This window comes from Pseudomonas sp. Marseille-QA0892, assembly GCF_054950135.1.
In genome coordinates this window covers 2,067,294-2,085,570 of sequence record NZ_CM143104.1, presented here as the reverse complement: position 1 = coordinate 2,085,570, position 18,277 = coordinate 2,067,294, and the positions used below count along the sequence as shown (strand labels likewise).

Annotated in this window: 17 protein-coding genes and 1 riboswitch; of the genes, 14 read left to right on the top strand and 3 right to left on the bottom strand. The window is 60.5% G+C overall.

Translation table 11 applies throughout. The features are described from left to right. The 10 genes from cheB to ACY8D3_RS09630 all read left to right on the top strand — a co-directional run bounded on the left by cheB (position 1) and on the right by ACY8D3_RS09630 (position 9,952). The gene (gene cheB / locus ACY8D3_RS09675) at positions 1-1,101 is read left to right on the top strand and encodes a chemotaxis-specific protein-glutamate methyltransferase CheB (RefSeq protein ID WP_462383733.1); all 1,101 of its coding nucleotides are present in this window, start codon (positions 1-3) and stop codon (positions 1,099-1,101) included. Beyond that, positions 1,092-1,715: a HEAT repeat domain-containing protein gene (locus tag ACY8D3_RS09670; protein WP_462383731.1), complete on the top strand. Its 624-nt coding sequence runs from the start codon at positions 1,092-1,094 to the stop codon at positions 1,713-1,715. Before cheB ends, ACY8D3_RS09670 begins: the two co-directional genes overlap by 10 nt. Then, on the top strand, positions 1,712-2,560 hold the full coding sequence (locus tag ACY8D3_RS09665; RefSeq protein ID WP_462383730.1) for a CheR family methyltransferase: 849 nt from the start codon (positions 1,712-1,714) through the stop codon (positions 2,558-2,560). Before ACY8D3_RS09670 ends, ACY8D3_RS09665 begins: the two co-directional genes overlap by 4 nt. Beyond that, positions 2,557-2,925, top strand: coding sequence for a response regulator (locus ACY8D3_RS09660; RefSeq protein WP_462383728.1), 369 nt, complete (start codon positions 2,557-2,559; stop codon positions 2,923-2,925). The genes ACY8D3_RS09665 and ACY8D3_RS09660 overlap by 4 nt, the downstream gene beginning before the upstream one ends. Beyond that, positions 2,922-5,318, top strand: a complete 2,397-nt coding sequence (locus ACY8D3_RS09655; RefSeq protein ID WP_462383726.1) for a chemotaxis protein CheA — start codon at positions 2,922-2,924, stop codon at positions 5,316-5,318. Before ACY8D3_RS09660 ends, ACY8D3_RS09655 begins: the two co-directional genes overlap by 4 nt. Next, a complete protein-coding gene (locus ACY8D3_RS09650; protein ID WP_462383724.1) occupies positions 5,315-5,566 on the top strand; it encodes a hypothetical protein in 252 nt (83 codons plus the stop codon). The genes ACY8D3_RS09655 and ACY8D3_RS09650 overlap by 4 nt, the downstream gene beginning before the upstream one ends. Continuing rightward, positions 5,563-5,937, top strand: coding sequence for a response regulator (locus ACY8D3_RS09645; protein WP_462383723.1), 375 nt, complete (start codon positions 5,563-5,565; stop codon positions 5,935-5,937). Before ACY8D3_RS09650 ends, ACY8D3_RS09645 begins: the two co-directional genes overlap by 4 nt. A 10-nt stretch (positions 5,938-5,947) precedes the next feature. Next, positions 5,948-7,156, top strand: coding sequence for a methyl-accepting chemotaxis protein (locus tag ACY8D3_RS09640; protein WP_462383721.1), 1,209 nt, complete (start codon positions 5,948-5,950; stop codon positions 7,154-7,156). Between the two features lie 997 nt (positions 7,157-8,153). Further along, positions 8,154-8,456, top strand: coding sequence for a DUF1883 domain-containing protein (locus tag ACY8D3_RS09635; protein WP_462383719.1), 303 nt, complete (start codon positions 8,154-8,156; stop codon positions 8,454-8,456). Positions 8,457-8,551: 95 nt separating this feature from the next. Then, a complete protein-coding gene (locus ACY8D3_RS09630) occupies positions 8,552-9,952 on the top strand; it encodes an amino acid permease (RefSeq protein WP_462383717.1) in 1,401 nt (466 codons plus the stop codon). A gap of 33 nt (positions 9,953-9,985) precedes the next feature. On the opposite strand, the gene ACY8D3_RS09625 is transcribed toward ACY8D3_RS09630, so the two are convergent. The 3 genes from ACY8D3_RS09625 to cbiE form a co-directional block, all read right to left on the bottom strand. Then, a complete protein-coding gene (locus ACY8D3_RS09625) occupies positions 9,986-11,224 on the bottom strand; it encodes an oligosaccharide flippase family protein (RefSeq protein WP_462383716.1) in 1,239 nt (412 codons plus the stop codon). Between the two features lie 269 nt (positions 11,225-11,493). Beyond that, positions 11,494-12,222 carry a cobalt-precorrin-6A reductase gene (locus ACY8D3_RS09620; RefSeq protein ID WP_462383714.1) on the bottom strand — a complete coding sequence of 243 codons (729 nt, stop codon included), beginning with the start codon at positions 12,220-12,222 and terminating at the stop codon, positions 11,494-11,496. Then, positions 12,219-13,421, bottom strand: coding sequence for a precorrin-6y C5,15-methyltransferase (decarboxylating) subunit CbiE (gene cbiE, locus ACY8D3_RS09615; RefSeq protein WP_462383713.1), 1,203 nt, complete (start codon positions 13,419-13,421; stop codon positions 12,219-12,221). Before cbiE ends, ACY8D3_RS09620 begins: the two co-directional genes overlap by 4 nt. Positions 13,422-13,571: 150 nt before the next feature. Further along, positions 13,572-13,768, top strand: a riboswitch (cobalamin riboswitch). Between the two features lie 77 nt (positions 13,769-13,845). Here cbiE and cobG point away from each other — a divergent pair. From cobG to cobJ, 4 genes are read left to right on the top strand one after another with little or no spacing between them, the layout of a single operon-like run. Further along, a complete protein-coding gene (cobG, locus tag ACY8D3_RS09610; RefSeq protein ID WP_462384325.1) occupies positions 13,846-15,189 on the top strand; it encodes a precorrin-3B synthase in 1,344 nt (447 codons plus the stop codon). After that, positions 15,182-15,808, top strand: a complete 627-nt coding sequence (locus tag ACY8D3_RS09605; RefSeq protein WP_462383711.1) for a precorrin-8X methylmutase — start codon at positions 15,182-15,184, stop codon at positions 15,806-15,808. The genes cobG and ACY8D3_RS09605 overlap by 8 nt, the downstream gene beginning before the upstream one ends. After that, the gene (locus ACY8D3_RS09600) at positions 15,808-16,551 is read left to right on the top strand and encodes a precorrin-2 C(20)-methyltransferase (RefSeq protein ID WP_462383710.1); all 744 of its coding nucleotides are present in this window, start codon (positions 15,808-15,810) and stop codon (positions 16,549-16,551) included. The genes ACY8D3_RS09605 and ACY8D3_RS09600 overlap by 1 nt, the downstream gene beginning before the upstream one ends. A 40-nt stretch (positions 16,552-16,591) precedes the next feature. Next, positions 16,592-18,256: a precorrin-3B C(17)-methyltransferase gene (gene cobJ / locus ACY8D3_RS09595; protein WP_462383708.1), complete on the top strand. Its 1,665-nt coding sequence runs from the start codon at positions 16,592-16,594 to the stop codon at positions 18,254-18,256. The last annotated feature ends 21 nt before the right edge of the window (positions 18,257-18,277 follow it).

Below are 18,277 nucleotides of genomic sequence, written 5' to 3'. Positions count from 1 at the left end.
ATGATTCGTCTACTCATCGTTGACGACTCCGCGCTGATGCGACGCCATCTGCAGCAGCTATTCGAGGCCGAAGGCGACTTCGTCCTCGACACGGCTCGCAATGGGGTCGAGGCCATCGAGCGCGCGCGTCAGTTCGATCCGGACGTGATCACGCTGGACATCAACATGCCAGAGATGGACGGGCTTACCTGCCTGTCCATGCTCATGGCAGAGCAACCACGCCCGGTGGTTATGTTTTCCTCCCTGACAGAGCAGGGCGCCATGGCGTCGCTTGAAGCCCTGGCGCTCGGCGCGGTGGATTTCTTCGCCAAACCGGGCGGCACGATTTCGCTGAACATCGACCAGGTGCGCGAGTGCCTGGTGGACAAGGTTCGCGCGGCCGCTGGTGCGCGGATGAAAAAGGTGCGCCGACCCAGCTTGCAAACCGCCTCCGCCAAGACTGTCGAACCGGCTCCTGCCAAGGCGTCCGGTCCGGACCTTATAGACGCAGGCACGGGGCTAGTGGTGATCGGGTCTTCGACCGGTGGGCCTCGCACGCTGGAGGAAATCCTCGGACAGCTGCCGGCCAACTATCCCTGGCCAATCGTCATTGCCCAGCACATGCCGGCCAATTTCACCCGTGCCTTTGCCGAGCGAATGGACCGCGTATGCAAATTGAAGGTGGTGGAGGCCAATCGTCCCATGCCGTTGGAGGCGGGCACGGTCTTTGTCGGCATGGGCAACAGTGACGTCGTGATCGGCAATCGAGTTGGCAAGCCGTACGTCATGCCCAAGCCGGAAAACAGCAGTTACCTCTGGCACCCATCGGTGAGCTTGCTGGCCTCCACCGCCATGCAGCACTACGCGCCGGACAAATTAATTGGCGTGATGCTGACCGGCATGGGCCACGACGGGGCTGAGGAGATGGCCGAGCTCAAGCGCCGCGGAGGGCGCACCGTTGCCGAGTCGAAAGACACTGCCGTGGTCTTCGGCATGCCTGCCGAACTGATTCGCCGGGGCGGCGCTGGCGAGATCAAGCCGTGTCACGACATTGCCACCACACTTATTCAGTGGTGCAGCCGAAATTCCACTACTCGTAAAGGGGTGTCCTCGTGGCGCTGATTCGTTCCACCGGTACCGCACCAACCGCCGATACACAACCGGACGACCTCCAGTCTCTGGCCGTGCGCCTGCAGCACGGCACAACGGCCGAACGCCGGGATGCGGCGCGTGCATTAGCGAGCTTGTCCGGAGCGGGTGAGCTGTTGGCGTGCCAGCTGGCGGAGGAAACCGAGCGTTCTGTTCTTGAGGCATTGATAACCAGCCTCGCCGAGCGAGCCGACGAAGGAGCCGTAACCGCGCTGCTTGATTGCTTGCGCAGCGAAGACGTGGCCCTGCGAAACGATGCCATCGAGGCGCTCAAGACCGCTGGTCGTTTCCATCCGAGCCTTATTCAGGCAGCGCTCGAGGACAGCGATGCGGACGTGCGCATTCTCACTGTCGGCATTCTCGAATCGCTTCGCCACCCGGACGTTGAGCTGTGGCTGATCGAGCTCATCGAGCACGATCCGCACTTGAACGTCTGCGCCTGTGCTGTCGATTTGCTTTGCGAAGTCGGCACCGAACGTGCCGTGCCGGCGCTGGAGCTGTGCCGCAGCCGGTTTCCGGGCGAGGCGTACCTGGACTTCGCGATCGGCCTGGCGCTCACTCGCCTGCAGGGAGCGGATGGCCTGTGAACGCAAGCACCATCATCAGCAAGGAAGACTTTGGCAAATTCCGCGAGTTCTTTTACCGCAAGACAGGTATTCAGTTCGACGATTCCAAGCGCTACTTCGTCGACAAGCGCCTGATCGAGCGGATCGAGGCCACGGGCTCGGAGACCTTCCGCAACTACTTCGTGAACCTGCGCTTTCAGGCGTCGGGCGATGAGTTGCAGCAGTTGGTCAACGCCATGACGGTCAACGAGACCTATTTCTTCCGCGAGGAATACCAGCTCAAGTGCCTGGTGACTCACATGCTGGATGATCTGGTGAAACGCAAGACTGACCGTTCGCCAATCCGCATCTGGTCGATGCCATCGTCGTCCGGAGAGGAGCCGTACTCGATTGCGCTCTACCTGCTCGAGTATTGGAAAGGCATCACTGAGTGGGACGTGGAGTTGATCGCCTCGGACATCGATACCGCGATCCTCAAGCGAGCGCAGCGCGGCTTGTACAGCCCGCGTTCGGTGCACAACCTACCGCCTAAGCTGCTTGAAAAGTACTTCACCCGCCGTAGCGATGGCGACTATCAACTATGTGACGACTTGCGCCAGAGCGTCGAGTTCACCCGGGTAAACCTGATGAACCCGACGGACCTGCGTGGGTACCGGGACTTCGACGTCATCTTCTGCCGCAACCTGTTGATCTACTTTGATGACCTGTCACGCCGCCAGGCTGCCGACACGTTCTTCGACGCGCTTAAGCCAGGCGGGATGATCTGTCTTGGCCACTCGGAATCGATGAGCCGAATTTCCTCACTGTTCAACGTACGTAAGTTCCCTGACGCAATCGTTTACCAGAAGCCGCTGGAGGCCCGATGAAACGCATTTTGATCGTCGATGATGCGGCCACCGTGCGGCTGTTCAATCGGCAAATTCTGGAAGCCGCCGGCTATACCGTGGATGAGGCCGTCAATGGCATCGAGGCGCTGGAAAAGGCCTTGCAAGCTACCTACGACCTTTACTTGGTGGATGTGAACATGCCCATGCAGGACGGCTTCAGCTTCCTGCGTCAGCTTCGTGCCCAGCCTATTGCCCAGGCTCCTGCGGTCATGATCACCACCGAAGCTGGCGACCATGACCGGCAGCAAGCCTATGAGGCCGGCGCCAATTATTACCTGACCAAACCCATCAAGCCCGATGCGCTCTTGCATCTGGTGCGCCTGCTGACTGGAGACGCCGCGTGAACGCTCTGCTGCAACAATTTCTCCAGGAAAGCCGAGAGGCGCTTGAGAGCATCGGCACTACGCTGCTGGCCATGGAGCGCGAGCCGGGTGACCGCTCGCGCCTGGGCGAGCTTTTTCGCCTCGTGCATACGCTCAAGGGCAACTCAGGCCTGTTCGATTTTCCGGCGCTTACCGCCGTACTGCACGCCGCCGAAGACGTCATGGATGCCGTGCGCAGCGATACAGTGCCCTTCAGCCAGCCGCTTGCGGACCACTTGCTCGACGCGGCCGACTATGTGACCAGCTACCTCGATTCCGTGGAAGCTGAGGGCGCCCCGGGAGCGGATTTCCAGGCAATACCTCGAGCATTGGTGGAAGGCCTCCGGAAATGGCTCGACATCTCAGCCGAGGGCAGCGACGTCAGATCGGTCGACGCGTCCGTTGCCTCTGGATCGGTAGCAACGGAAGACCTTCCGCAGGATGCACGCGACGCGCTGATGAAAGCCCTGGGTGATGGCAACAAGGTCTTCCTCGTTGACTACCGTCCCGCTGCCGATTGCTTCTTTCAAGGGACCGACCCGTTGCACCTGGTGCGACAGCTTCCTGGTGTGTTGTGGCGACGCATCGAACCGTTGCTGCCATGGAGCGCAGCGGCAGAGCTGGATGCCTATGCATGCAATCTGCGCTTTAAACTGATCGTTGTCGCAGATAGTGCGCTCCTGGAAGAGCACTTCCGGTACGTCGCGGATCAGGCGAGTTGGAGTGCCATAACGCTTGAAGGTCTATGCCATCCGCTGCCCAGCGATGATACCAACGGCCTGGCGTTGGCCATGGATCCAATTGCACTGGATATCGTACGTACTCAGCTTCTGGCCCTCATGGCGTGCCGCGACCAGGGTTGGCGCAGTGGTCAGGTCAGGGCAATTGTCGCTACCCTCAAGCAGGTGTTTGCGAGTCAGGAAAGCCTTTATGCATCGCACAAGCTCGACACCCTTTGTGCCCGGTGCGAAAACCAGGCGGATACCGAGCCCCTTTTGGGTTGGCTGGCTGAGGAGATCGAAGAAGCCATTCTTGGCGGGGCCGCTAGCTCCGCTGGTGCGCCGTCGGTAGCTGACTGGCTGGACGCTCAGCTGACCGATAGCACGGCGCCGGCTCTACCTGACACGGGTCCGCCCGCGGCGAGCGTGGCCGATCCGGTGGCGAGCCGTCGCCAGGAGGAACCGGCCGGGCACGTCGCGGCCAAGGTGCTTAAGGTCGAACAGGAAAAGATTGACCGTCTGATGAACCTTATCGGTGAGATCGTAGTAGCCAAGAATGGGTTGCCGTATCTCGCCGAGCGCGCCGAAGAGCAGTACGGCCAGCGCGAGCTGGCACGGGAAATCAAAGCGCAGTACGCCGTCGTGAACAGGATTGCCGAAGACCTGCAGGACGCCATCATGCAGGTCCGCATGATGCCGGTTTCCTTCGTTTTGCAGCGCTTCCCAAGGTTAGTGCGCGATATCGCGCGCAAACTCGAGAAAAAGGTCAATCTGGTCTTGGAGGGGGAGGAAACCGAAGCCGACAAAGCGATGATCGAGGCCCTCGCAGACCCGCTTGTGCACATTGTCCGGAACTCGCTGGATCACGGATTGGAATCGCCTGCAGATCGTCTCGCTGCCGGGAAGGCTGAAACCGGCACACTACGGATCCGGGCGAGCCAGAACGCGGACCATGTCGTGATCAGCATTGAGGATGATGGCCGCGGTATCGATCCCCAACGGATCAAAGCCAAAGTGGCGGCGAAGGGACTGATCGAGCCTGCAGCGCTTGATGTAATGAATGACCAGGACCTTGTGAATCTCGTCTTCCTTCCTGGTTTTTCGACAGCAGAGCAAGTATCGGATCTGTCGGGCCGTGGAGTAGGGATGGACGTCGTTCGCTCGGGAATTGAGCGGGTTGGCGGCCAGCTTCGACTGTCGAGCCAGGTCGGAAAAGGCACTCAGCTAAGCCTGAGCCTGCCGCTTTCAATGGCGGTGACGCAGGTCATGGTGATCGAGTCAGCTAACCAACGCTTCGGTATTCCCATGGATCAGGTCGTTGAGACTGTGCGCCTGCCCGCGTCTGCCATCCACACGATCAAGCACCAGCCAACCGCTCAGCTACGCGGCCGTACCATTCCGCTCAAGGGGCTGAACCAACTGCTTGCGATCGAGAATGAACAGGCACTCAACGACGACGGTGAGCACGCGTTAATGGTGCTGCGTAGCCGAGGGGAGTTTGTCGGCCTCGTAATCGATGACTTCCATGGATCAGTAGACATCATTCTCAAGCCGATGGCCGGAATCCTGGGAGAGCTCTCGGGCTATTCAGGTACCGCTGTGATGGGTGATGGGTCGATCCTGATGATCTTGAACCCCACGGAGCTATTCGCATGAGCCTGACCTTCAAGCGAGATATCGCCTATTTGACCGACCAGGTAACCGTCGAAGATGCCGAAACGCTGCTTGAATGGCTTATTCGACATCCCGGGGGAAAGGTCAACCTGAAGAATCTTGACCATTTGCACGCTGCAAATCTGCAGGTGCTTATGGCTACACGGCCCAAGGTCACAGTGTGGCCACTGAACGAAGATATCCGCGCATGGCTTGGCGCTGCGCTGCATACACCAGGAGTTTCGCAATGAGTAAGAAGATCATGATCGTCGACGATTCGGTAACCATGCTGATGAGCCTACGGAGCAGCCTGGAAATGTCAGGTTTCAAGGTTGAGGCCGCGAACGACGGTGTCCAGGCATTAGGCAAGCTACAGGGCGGTTACAAGCCGGACCTCATCATCACGGACATCAACATGCCTAACATGGGCGGACTGGAACTGATCGGCAAGGCGCGGGCTCTCCCAGGAATGCGATTTACCCCTATTCTCGCGCTTACCACCGAGAGCCAGCAGGCCAAACGGGATGAGGCGAAAAAAAACGGTGCGACGGGGTGGCTGGTGAAGCCAATCGGGCCCGCCGACCTTCTGAAGGTCATTAAGCAAGTGCTGCCAGGCGCTTAAAGAGGCTGTCATGAACTTCATAGCGTTCTCGACCGCGGGTCTCCCCATTGCAGTTGCAGGGCTCGGCATCAGTGCGCCTGCCTGGGCTGGCTGGCTAAGCACAATGCCAACGCTTGGCGCAGTTGCGGTGGCGGCGGCTGTCAGCCTACCGCTCGCCGCAGCGCTGCGGTTCTCGAAGGACAACACTGTCGCTGCTGGCCCGCAAACCACGCCTGCGATCGCCGATGGGCTTCTAGATCGCACAGCCACCGCCACAGGAGCTGTGCCGGCCTTCGCCCGCGTTCTCCAGCGAAACTTGGCTGATGTTACCGATGACACCGAGCGGCAGGTGATGTCAGCCATAGAGCGACTGAACAGCATCCACGGAACAACGCGTCAGCTTTGCGATGCGATCGAGACCGAAGCCCGCTGTGCAATGCTTCTATCCACCGAGGCCGACGCCCAGGCCAAACGCAATGCACTGATGCTCGCCACGCTTGCCAGCTTCGAGAAAGAGCGTCGGGAAAGCCTGTCAGCGGATATCCGGCGGATGAACACGTTGTATGAAGAGGTAAAAGCAACCGCACCGCTCATTGCACTTATTGGCGACATCGCGAAGCAGACAAACCTGCTTGCCTTGAACGCGGCCATAGAGGCAGCCAGGGCGGGGGAGTCGGGGCGCGGTTTTGCGGTTGTAGCCTCTGAGGTCCGGAACCTATCCTCACGCACGGCAGAAGCTGCGGATTCAATCGCCAATACTGTCCAGGCGCTGGCAGGGCGGTTCGAAACCGAGTCGGCCGCAGCACAGGATCGGCAGGACGACTTCCTATCGAAGAGCGGTTTGGATCAGGTAGGTGAACAGCTCAATACCATGGTCGCTCATTTAGGAACAGCTTCGGAATGCCTGAATGGCATGGTCGGTAACGCCATGAGCCTAAGCGATCGGATCAACCAAGACGTACTGGGCGTTCTAGGCAGCCTGCAGTTCCAAGACTCCCTGCGGCAGAGACTGACTCAGAGCGCTGAGACACTCGATACGCTGAGCGAAGTCATGGACGCTTATAGCCAAGCGCTCCTCCAACCGGCATTTGCCGGGACCGACGCGCTACCCGATTTGGAGGAGCGGATGCAGGAGCACTTGGCCCGTTACGTGACCTATGGTCAGCTACGCGGGCATCTTGAGGAAACCGGTCGGAGCGGAAAGCTCCCCGTCGAGGGCGCAGCAATCGAGTTGTTCTAAATCGGAACCTCAGCGGGTAGCATAAAGCCACCAAGGGTTAAGCGAATGCCTGCGCTCCACCTCCGAAAAACAATGTGAAGGGCATGCCGGTCCCACATCGGGCTAGCTTCACGAGCCGGCGCTGCGGGCACAACGCGAAAAGTATGTTGTTGACGGTGCCAGCTCGTTAGGTCTTGGTAGGCATTGTCACGTGACCGCTTGTCGCAATAGCGAGCTAGGGCACGGCTATTCAAAAAGGCAACGCGCGGGTACGGTGCTTGACGTCGTGTCCTACGGTTTAGCAATTCGGCCAGAGCGCACGCGACCGTTTCCACCTCAAGGCAATCGAGCGCGAGGGCTCGTAGCAGGATTAACAGAGCCACGCGTTCCGCGTTGATGATCCTATGTCCAAGCGCTTTTTGGCCGAAAGGTCATTGAGCCCTTCCCAGGTGCCTGGCGGTTCATGGGCTGCGTTTTCAACGGTCGCCACGGGCGGGAGCCTTGCTACGCTGTTCGTTATGCAATGCACAGCCTCTCGTTACTCGGGGGGAGCCTATCCGAAGGTGGCGCCGTAGCGTTTGGCTGAGGTGACCAACCCCTGCCTGACTCCACCCATTGTCTGCTCATGCCGTTGCGGCTCGCAGAAACGGCTGGTTTGAGCGGAAGCTCAGTGGCTCTTTGTGTACGGCCACTGACTCGGAACCGATAGCGCTCCCGCTACCCTTAGAAAAGCATACGCTATCTACGTTCGCGACCTTCGAGCAACGCGATACATCCCATGCGTACGCAATGACTCGCTCCTGCATGGCCGTCCAAGATTGGTGCAGTCCGACACCCGTCGAGGCTGATCATCCCTATCTGGTCTACGGCCACCGAAGAGCACTGTTAGGTGTACGGCCTCCGCTACGAAGCAGCTCGGCCTCAATTCACGGTCTTTTACCACGCCAATAGGCAGGAATGGGTCGACTAACCTGGCTCGTGCCACTATCGTTCGCCCTGCGATTTTTCGGGAGTCATCATGAAATTCATTCACCAGCGTGAGCATCTCAACGAGGATGACCTTGTCGTCATCGAATGCTCGCAGACCTGCAACATCCGACTTATGAACGATGCGAATTTCCGCTCGTTCAAAAATGGTGGCAGGCATACCTACCATGGCGGTGCGTTCGACCGCTTTCCAGCGCGGATAAAGGTGCCCAGTACCGGTTTCTGGAACATCACCATCGATACTGTCAGCCGGCGCGCTGTCAGCGTGACGCGCAAGCCTACCTTCAAGCATTCCATTCGTATTGTGCGCCGGTCCGAGTCGCACCTGAAGTAAACCACCCGTTGGAAGCGCGACGCGTATCGGTTCGCGTAGCGCGTGCTGCCATGGACCCGGCAGAACGTCCAGTTGTCGTTTTTCGAGGTTGATTGATGAGTCTCTTCCGCAAGAAGAAAGTGGAGTTGATGAGTGGTGCGGGTGCGCAGCATTCCGAACTGCGCAAGGTTTTGGGCGCGACTGACCTGGTCATGTTGGGGTTGGGCGCGATGGTAGGGACGGGCATTTTCGTGCTGACCGGGGTCGCTGCGCTGCAAGCGGGGCCTGCGTTGGCAGTCTCGTTCATACTCGCCGCGACAGCGTGCGCGCTCGCGGCGTTGTGCTACGCCGAGTTCGCATCGATGATTCCTGTAGCCGGGTCCGGTTACACCTATAGCTACGCGACGCTCGGTGAACTGGTTGCTTGGATTGTGGGCTGGAGCCTTATCGCGGAATACGGCCTCGCCACCGCAGCCGTTTCAGTGGGCTGGTCAGGCTACTTTCAATCGTTGATCGGTGGTTTCGGTCTGCATCTTCCGGTAGCGCTCACAGCAGCACCCGGCACCAATGCAAATGGCGACGTGACGCTATTCAATCTGCCGGCGTTCGCGATCATGATGTTCATCACGGCAATCCTGTCGATGGGCATTCGCGAATCCAAGCGCGTCAACAATGTTTTGGTAGCCGTGAAGATTGCAGTTGTATTCTTGGTGATCGCAGTTGGGCTGTTCTACGTCAAACCCGACAATCTGCAACCTTATGCGCCGTTCGGTATTTCCGGGATCGTCAGCGCAGCTGCATTGGTTTTCTTCGCCTTCCTTGGTTTCGACGCCGTGTCTTCAGCGGCAGAAGAAGTTCGCCAGCCGCAGCGCGACTTGCCCATTGGCCTTATTGGATCGTTGCTGATTTGTGCCGTCCTCTACGCACTCGTTGCGACCGTTGCCACGGGCATCGTTCCTTTCGCCGATTTCAAGGGTATCGAAGACCCTATCGCGCTGGTATTCCAGCGGGCGGGTATCGACTGGTTGGCCGGTTTGGTTAGCTTGGCTGCCGTGACCGGCATGATGACGGTCATTCTGGTCATGGGTTATGGCCTGACACGTGTTGTGTTCGCCATGTCGCGTGACGGTCTAATGCCAGCGTGGATGTCAAAGATCAACGAACGTCAGGTGCCGGTGGGCTCGACCTGGACACTCGGTACGTTGTCTGCGCTGCTGGCTGCAACGGTGCCGTTGAGCGCGTTGGCAGAGCTGATCAACATGGGCACCTTGCTCGCCTTTACCATCATCTCGCTTGCCATTCCGGTCCTGCGTCGTACCCAACCGGGATTGCCGCGGGCATTCAAAGTGCCAATGCCCATGATCCTGGGCCCGGTTTCCATGATTATCTGCATCATCCTGATGCTCAATCTGGCGATCGAAACCTGGGTTGCGTTCGGAATCTGGCTGGTGATCGGTCTGGCCGTGTACTTCGGTTATTCGCGACGTCACGCCAAGCTCGAGAACCTGACCGACTGAGTCGGTACAGTCGGGTTGACCATTGCATCGCCCTCAGGGCGATGCAATGAGCGTAGTACGCGAGCCTTTGAACTCATGCGCTAACAGGAACAGCGTAATGAGCATTTCACAGGCAACCAGCACGATCGCAGGTGCCATCAGGCCGTAATGACCCAGGAACAGGTAGTTCAGTGCAATGCTGAGCAGGCCGCAGGCGATCCGCACCTTCACGAACAGGCTATAGCGATTCTTCGCGACCCAGTACATCTCGAACACGACGTTGACCAGTCGGAAAATGAAGTAGAGCGACATGATGCTCAGCAGGTCGGCCGCCTGGGCATAGCTCTCCGGGTACAGGAGGTGGAAGAAGAATCCGGCGAAGACCTGGTAGCCGATCACCATCGCGAGCGAGAGGCCGAAGCCGAACATCACGAACTTTCCTTGCGTTGCTTCAATGTTGCCGCGAGATATCTTCGGCATATAGAGCGACCAGAAGCCCTGCACGACGATCTGCCCGATGGTGATGAAAGAACAGGCCGCGGCATAGATAGCCAGAGGCTCGGCACCCAGGATTGCCTCCACCAGGATCCGATCGAACCCGAAGTACAGGAAGAACGACAGGAAAGATAGGGTGAAAGGCAGCCAGGCGCCCCAGCGTGCGGCCATGGCCGTCAGCGCGCTTTTGTAGCTTGCGCTCTTAGAGAAGAAGGTCCCAGGGCGGACGCAGTTATTGTAGAACCAACCTGCGTAAAGCAGCAGGGTCAGGACCGAGCCGGCCAGAACGGAGCCCACCAGGTCCCCGGTGCGCCAGAACAGCAGGATCTTGATCAGAAAGGGCGCGGATTTGAACAACGCATCGACGGTAGAAAAGCCCACCAGACGATCCTGGGTCTGGTAGTGAAAGAACAGTGCCCGCTGCAGTACGGCAAGCGCCAGGGCTTCTGGCAGCAACGCTACAAAGAGGTGTGGTGCCATGCCTGGCGCATGCACATGCAGGTAGTAAAGAATGATCGACGCCAGCGTGATGAAGCCCGTCACGGATGGATAGACGAGGTTTTCACCCTTGGAGAGTCCGGCTTCGATCGCGGGGCGGCTAAGCAGAAAGTCGCGTAGACCCAGGTCTGCGAAGCCCACCAGGAACGTCATCATCACCATGCTGAGGGCCAACGCGCCATAGGCTTCCTGAGGTGCCATGTGGGCAACGAGCACAAGCAGCACGAACGCCAGCACGGGTTGCAGTGCCATGGGTACGACGACGAAAACGATTTTGGATAATTCGTTGAGCTTCTTCATAGCTGCATCCGGAAAATCGCAGGGCAGAAAGGCGTGCACAGCTTCACGCACGGGCTACGGACGCCGGGCGACGAGAGGGCAAGCAGTTTGAAAATCGGGTACTTCTACCGACCCAGGAAGGGTCGGTAAGCGAACCGGACGGTTCGTGGTGTGGATGATGTGCTGGTGCCAGCAAACTTCAAATCTCAAATTTTCCATGTGTGAACTGCATCACTAATCTGAAAATTAAAGTCGGTTAAGGGAACCGGGTTCACTGACAGCATTTGCGCTTAAAGAACACGTTGAGGAAGGTTTTCAAGCAGTGCTTCCCGCGTATAGAACGCGCGCGTGGGCGAAATTATAGATGGTCGCCGTACCATGATTACGGGCAGACTCATCTCGCGAGCGACAGCCAGCTTCGCCGCGGTCGCTTCGCCACCGCTGTTCTTGCTGACGACCACATCAAACTGTGCGCTCTCGAACAGGGCCCTTTCGTCCTCGACATGGAAGGGCCCCCTTGTCGCAATGAAGCTCACCCGGTGCGCCTCCGGCTGCGGATCCAGCAACCTGACCGTCCAGTGCTGATGGGGTGGGATGGTGTTCAGGTGTGCCAATGGTTCGCGGCCGATTGTGAAAAGCGGCCTTTCAAAAGGCTCGAGCGCACCGATGATGCCGTCCCAATCATTGACGTCGATCCAGTTGTCGCCATCCACTCGCTCCCAGGCAGGCCGGCGAAGTGACCAGCAGGGTATGCCGACTACATTAGAGGCGAGGACTGCGTTGGCGCTGATCCGGGCTGCATAGGGGTGTGTCGCGTCTATCACAAGATCTATCTCTGCTCCGCGCAGGTACGCAGCGAGCCCGTCCGCGCCGCCAAACCCACCTATGCGAACCTGGCAAGGCAGGCCTTCCGGTATACGCCCAAGGCCGGCCAGGCTGTAGACGTCGTCCGGCCCGAGATGGCGCGCCAGCCAAAGCGCATCTGCAACGCCACCGAGCAAAAGGGTACGGCCCGTCATGGCTTGGCAACGCAGAGCAGCGTAATGGGTAGGGCGCTACGCCAGGTATCGAAACCACCGAGTGGCTTGGCATGCGCGAGCTGCATCCGGATTAACTCGCCACCGTGCGTTTCCCGCCAGCGCACAAGTTCGGCTTCGCTCTGTAGCGTGACCGCATTTGCGACCAGGCGGCCGCCTGGCTTCAGTGCTGTCCAGCAGGCGTCGAGCATGCCAGGTACGGTAACCCCGCCGCCGACGAAGATCGCGTCGGGTGGTTCGAGCCCTTCGAGCGCTTCGGGCGCGCGGCCAGCGATAAGCGAAAGGGACGGCACGCCGAGCGTATCGCGATTCGACAGGATCATGGCCTGGCGGGTGGCATTCGCTTCGATTGCCACGGCTCGGCACGACGGGTGGCTTCGCATCCATTCGATGCCGATCGAACCGCACCCTGCACCGACATCCCACAACAGTTCTTGAGGGCGCGGGGCTAGGCGCGAGAGCGTGAGCGCCCGAATGTCCCGCTTGGTCAGCTGGCCGTCGTTCTCGAATGACTCATCAGGAAGGCCAGCGGTCAGCGGATAGCCCTTCAAAGCTGTTTCACACCGGCATTCGATTGCCACGACATTCAGCGCGGCGTGCACATGGTTGGGCCAATCCCGTGCGATGCCGTCGGTCATGCGTTCGAGTGGCCCCCCAAGGTGCTCAAGCACCCAGAGTCGGCTTGCGCCAAAGCCGGCCTGGCGTAGCAAGTCGGCCAACTGCGCCGGACTCTGACCGTCTTGGGACAGCACCAGTAGCCGCCGTCCTTCGTGCAGATATCGGTTCACGCCGCTGGCAGGGCGGGCTACCACGCTAAGGAGCTCGACATCCTGCAGCGGCCAACCCAGACGGGCTGCTGCCAGAGAGAAGGACGAAGGCGCTGGAAGGACAGTCCACTCATGCGGTTCGACCTGCCGGCCCAGGCTTGCGCCGACGCCGAACAGCATGGGATCGCCGCTTGCCAGCACGCACGTTGGCTCGCCACGTCGTGCCCATACAGGCTCCAGTGTGAAAGGGCTGGGCCACGGCTGGCGTGACGCTTTAAGGCAATGTGGCAAAAGCTCCAGCTGGCGAGGTGCGCCGATAATATGAGCGGCCGTCAAAAGCGCGCGTCGCGCCTGCTTGCCGAGCCCCTCATAGCCGTTCTCTCCGATTCCGATTACTGTCAACCACCTGGCCATGCACGCTCCAAACAATCCGCCCGGCGCCCCGCGAGTTGCGACCGTGGGCAAAGCCGTCATAATACCGCCTTCACCGGTGCCCGCCGTAGTACATGGCCGAGCGCGCGAGGTTGCAAACGCCAGCATAGGGGCCGCTTCGATGACGGCAGCCCCATGATTGGCGATTTCGGCCTGCGTCGAGCCGCTACGAAGGGCCGAAGAGGGAACACGGAAAGGCCATGCCTCAGCCGTGGCTGCCCCCGCAACTGTAAGCAGCGAGTCGCTCCAGCAAGGCCACTGAATATCGGGAAGGCCGGAAGCGATGTAGACCTGCCAGCCAGGAGACCTGCCGGTGACGCTGTACGTGAGCGCCAACATCGGGCGGGGTGTACCGATGCCAGTGACGTCCCCTAGCGGGCGTCTCGGTCCGGCTGCCGCGTCATTCATGCGGATGCTAACTGTGAACCCTTCCAGCTCGACCCATCGACCCGTGCTCCGGCGCCCTTCGGCTTGCCCTGGACTGTCGCGCATCGTGTCTGCGAAGGACGGCGGGATCTGCCGAGTGAAGCTGGCTCTGGGGCGCATTACCGCTGACCAGGCGCATGCCGTCAGCGGAGCCGCGCGCCGATATGCTAGCGGTGTGCTGGAGATCACCAATCGCAGCAATCTTCAAATACGCGGTGTTTGGGCTGACGCAGGCGATGCACTGGCGGCGACGTTGATAGATGCAGGCCTAGGGCCCCGCCATCCCGATGCCGATGATGTACGAAACGTACTCGTAAGTCCTTCGGCGGGTCGCGATCCTTACGCGTCGCTGGATGTCACGGCCCTGGCCGAAGCACTGTTGCTGCTTCTGCAGGAATATCCGGCTTTCCGAGGTCTTCCCGCGAAGTTTGCCATTCAGGTAGACGGCGGCGAAGGCATGGCCGTCCGAGCCCATGAGCACGACATTTGGCTGAGTGCATTGCCTGGCGGGCAGCGTTTACAGATAGGGCTTGCTGGTGCGGTTGGGGAGGGCGCCATAGGTGAAGTCGCATCTTCTGCTGCGGTGGACACGGTGGCGCACATCCTTCGCTGTTTCGTCGCGACGGCGACGGAGGACCAGCCGCGTATGCGTCACCTCATGGCGTCACCGACCGCTCCAGCGTTCCTGGCCGCCGTCCGTGCCGACGCATCGGTGACGCCGTGTGGCGCTAACGACGTTCAGTCCTCGTCCGTTCAGAAGGCACCGGGAATTTACCCGCAACGCGACGGGACGCTGCGGATGGTCACGGCTCAGGCGCCCCTTGGACGGCTTGATGCCGACCAGCTGGATGCGCTAGCAGATGTCGCCGGAATCTACGGCAGTGGCTGGCTGCATCTGACGCCGTGGCAGGGCGTGCTGCTGCCCGATATCGACGAGCAGGACGCCCCGAAGGTCCAGCAGGCACTGGAAGCGCTTGGGTTGGTGACCGCAGCCGATGCGCCGCTCGCACACCTCGTCGCTTGCAGCGGTAGCGTTGGGTGCGCCAAGGCCCATGCCGATACCAAGGCGGATGCGCTGCAACTGGCAAGACGGCTTTCGCAGTATTCCATGCATCCCTCGGTCCACCTCAGCGGCTGCCCGCGGACCTGCGCGTCCGCGTGCAGCCAGCCCTATACGCTGCTCGCCCAGCCCGGCGGCCAATACGACCTTTTCCAGCACGACCCGTCTGTGGACGGCCTCGGTCAGCTACGCGCCAGCGGGCTGGACATTGGGGCCGCGGCGCACTGGTTGTGCATGAATCACCACGAGACTTTCGATGATTGAGTACATCCGCGACGGCCAGGAAATCTACCGTCAGTCATTCGCCACAATCCGCGCTGAAGCGGACCTGAGCGCCATTCCGCCTGATCTCGAGAAGTTGGCCGTTCGCGTCATACATGCATGCGGCATGGTCGATGTGGTACAGGATCTCCGGTTTTCACCCGGTGCCGGCGAGGCGGGGCGTCGTGCGCTCGCTTCGGGAGCGGCAGTCCTGTGCGATGCCCGGATGGTTGCCGAAGGCGTCACCCGCGCCCGGTTGCCCGCAAATAACCGTGTTGTTTGCACGCTCAACGAACCTGATGTACCAGCACTGGCGCTGGAAAAGGGCAATACACGCTCCGCCGTCGCGCTGGATTACTGGCTGCCCCATCTCGACGGCAGTGTCGTGGTGATCGGCAATGCGCCGACCGCACTGTTCTACCTGCTGGAGATGCTCGATGCTGGCGCGCCGAAGCCGGCGCTCATCATCGGCATGCCCGTAGGCTTCATTGGCGCAGCAGAATCCAAGGATCTGCTCGCTACCGACAGCCGCGGCGTTCCCTTCGTAACCGTGCGTGGCCGTCGTGGCGGCAGCGCCATGTCCGCCGCTGCGCTTAATGCGTTGGCCACGGAGCGCGAATGATGGCCAAGGGACGTTTGCTTGGCCTGGGCGTCGGCCCGGGCGACCCTGAGCTGATTACGCTCAAGGCACTGCGCCTGCTTCGCTCGGCCCCGGTTGTCGGTCATTTCGTCGCTCGGGCCAAGGCGAGCAAAGGGCAGGGCGGTAATGCGTTCGGCATCATCGAGGCGCACCTGACGCCTGACCAGATGCGCCTGCCACTGGTGTATCCGGTCACAACCGAAAAGCTGGAACCGCCGCTGACCTACGAAGGCGTCATCAGCGACTTCTACGACACCTGTGCGGTACAGATCGCCGAGTACCTGGATGCTGGCCAGGACGTAGCCGTTATTTGCGAGGGTGATCCGTTCTTCTACGGCTCCTACATGTATCTGCATGACCGTCTAGCGCCGCGCTATGAGGCGGAAGTGGTGCCAGGTGTCTGTTCCATGCTGGGCTCGGTCGCCGTGCTTGGCACTCCGCTGGTCTACCGCAATCAGAGCCTGTCGGTGCTGTCCGGCGTTCTTTCCGAAGATGAGCTTGCCGAGCGTCTGCAGCAGGCGGATGCGGCCGTGGTCATGAAGCTGGGGCGCAACTTCGATAAGGTGCGGCGCGTGTTGCGGAACCTGGGGCTCGCGGATCGGGCGCATTACGTGGAGCGTGCCACGATGGCCGCGCAGCGAATCGTACCGCTCGACGATGTGGACCCAATGTCCTCACCCTATTTTTCGATGATCGTCGTACCCGGAGTGAAATGGTCGGCCTGATGCCGATTCCGGTCTGCGCATCCCAACCGAGCTGATTTCCATGACGACTCCCGCCTCGATATTCGTATTGGGTAATAGCGCGTTGCCAATTGCACGGCAGCTTCAAGCGTGCCTGCCAGAAAGCACCCTTCACGGCCTCGCCGGCCGGGTGACCGACGCCGATGCCTACTACTCGCAGTTTGGCGATGCGATACGTGCTCGGTATCGCGCGGGCTCGCCGATCATCGCCTTGTGCGCAGCGGGGATCGTGATCCGCACGCTCGCGCCTCTGCTGCTCGAGAAGAATGCTGAGCCGCCGGTATTGGCTGTCGCGGAAGACGGCTCCGCCGTCGTGCCGCTGCTCGGCGGGTTGTCTGGCGTAAACGAGCTTGCCCGTGCATTGGCCGACGCGCTCGCGGTTTCGCCCGCGATTACCACCAGCGGCGAGCTGCGATTCGGAACGTGTCTGTTGAATCCGCCTGAGGGTTACACGGTGGATGTCAGCAAGGGCAAACGCCTCGTCAGTGACCTATTGGCCGGTGCGACTGTCGCGATCGAAGGCGATGCGCCATGGTTATGCGACGCGCAGCTGCCGCTGGCGGACTCTGCTGACCGTCGCGTTGTCGTCTCGCCTTACCTGAACGCAAACGAGGGCACCTTAACCATTCACCCACGGGTGGTGCTGGCGAGTATCGAACCGGACGCGAGCATCTCCGCTGAGCAAATACGCGACGCATTGGAGCGTTGCTCGCTGGCGCCGGCGGCTCTCGCGGCTGTACTCGTACGGTCAGCGCCCGCCACACATGCGAGGGCAGAGGCGCTGGGTGATGCGTTCGGTGTACCCGTCCGATTTATCGATCCGTCCGACTCGCTACCCAAAGCAATAGCACAGGACGGCGCACTGAGCCTGCATATGGTGGATTCCCCCCAAGCAGCGACACAGATCGGTCGCATGCGTGGCCGCCTGCAGGTGGTTGGCCTGGGGCCAGGGGCACGTGAATGGATGGCTCCGGCCGTGCGTCGGGCGCTCGACGAAGCGCAGGACGTGCTTGGCTACGAAACCTACGTGAAGATGGCTGGCCCGTTCCGGTCGGATCAGCAACTGCATGCCAGCGATAACCGCGAGGAACTGCAACGGGCGGCACATGCCTTCGACCTGGCCGCGCTAGGGCGTCGGGTGGTCATGGTTTCGTCCGGCGATCCCGGTGTGTTTGCCATGGCTGCTGCAGTACTCGAAGCCCTCGAAGGCTCGACGGATACGCGGTGGCACGGCGTTCAGCTCGAGATCCTGCCCGGGATCACTGCTGCCATGGCAGCGGCATCTCGCGCGGGCGCGCCGCTCGGCCATGATTTTTGCCTTATCTCGCTCTCGGACAATCTCAAGCCGTGGAGCGTGATTGAGGAGCGGCTTCGGCATGCGACCGCTGCTGACCTTGCCATGGCCTTCTACAACCCGATCTCGAAATCCCGGCCGCACCAACTTGGGCGGGCGCTTGAGGTGATTCGTGAGCGCCGTGGTCCTGACACGCAAGTCGTACTTGGGCGCGATATTGGTCGACCGGCCGAGTCGCTGAAGTTAATGAGGCTCGGCGAACTTACCCCAGATCAGGTCGACATGCGGACCATGGTCATCGTGGGGTCTAGCCAGACGCGTCGATTCCAGGGCAATGGGCGAGAGTGGGTGTACAGCCCGCGATGGTACCCCGGGCGTGGCAACGACGAATGATCCGGGAAGGCCCTGGCTGGA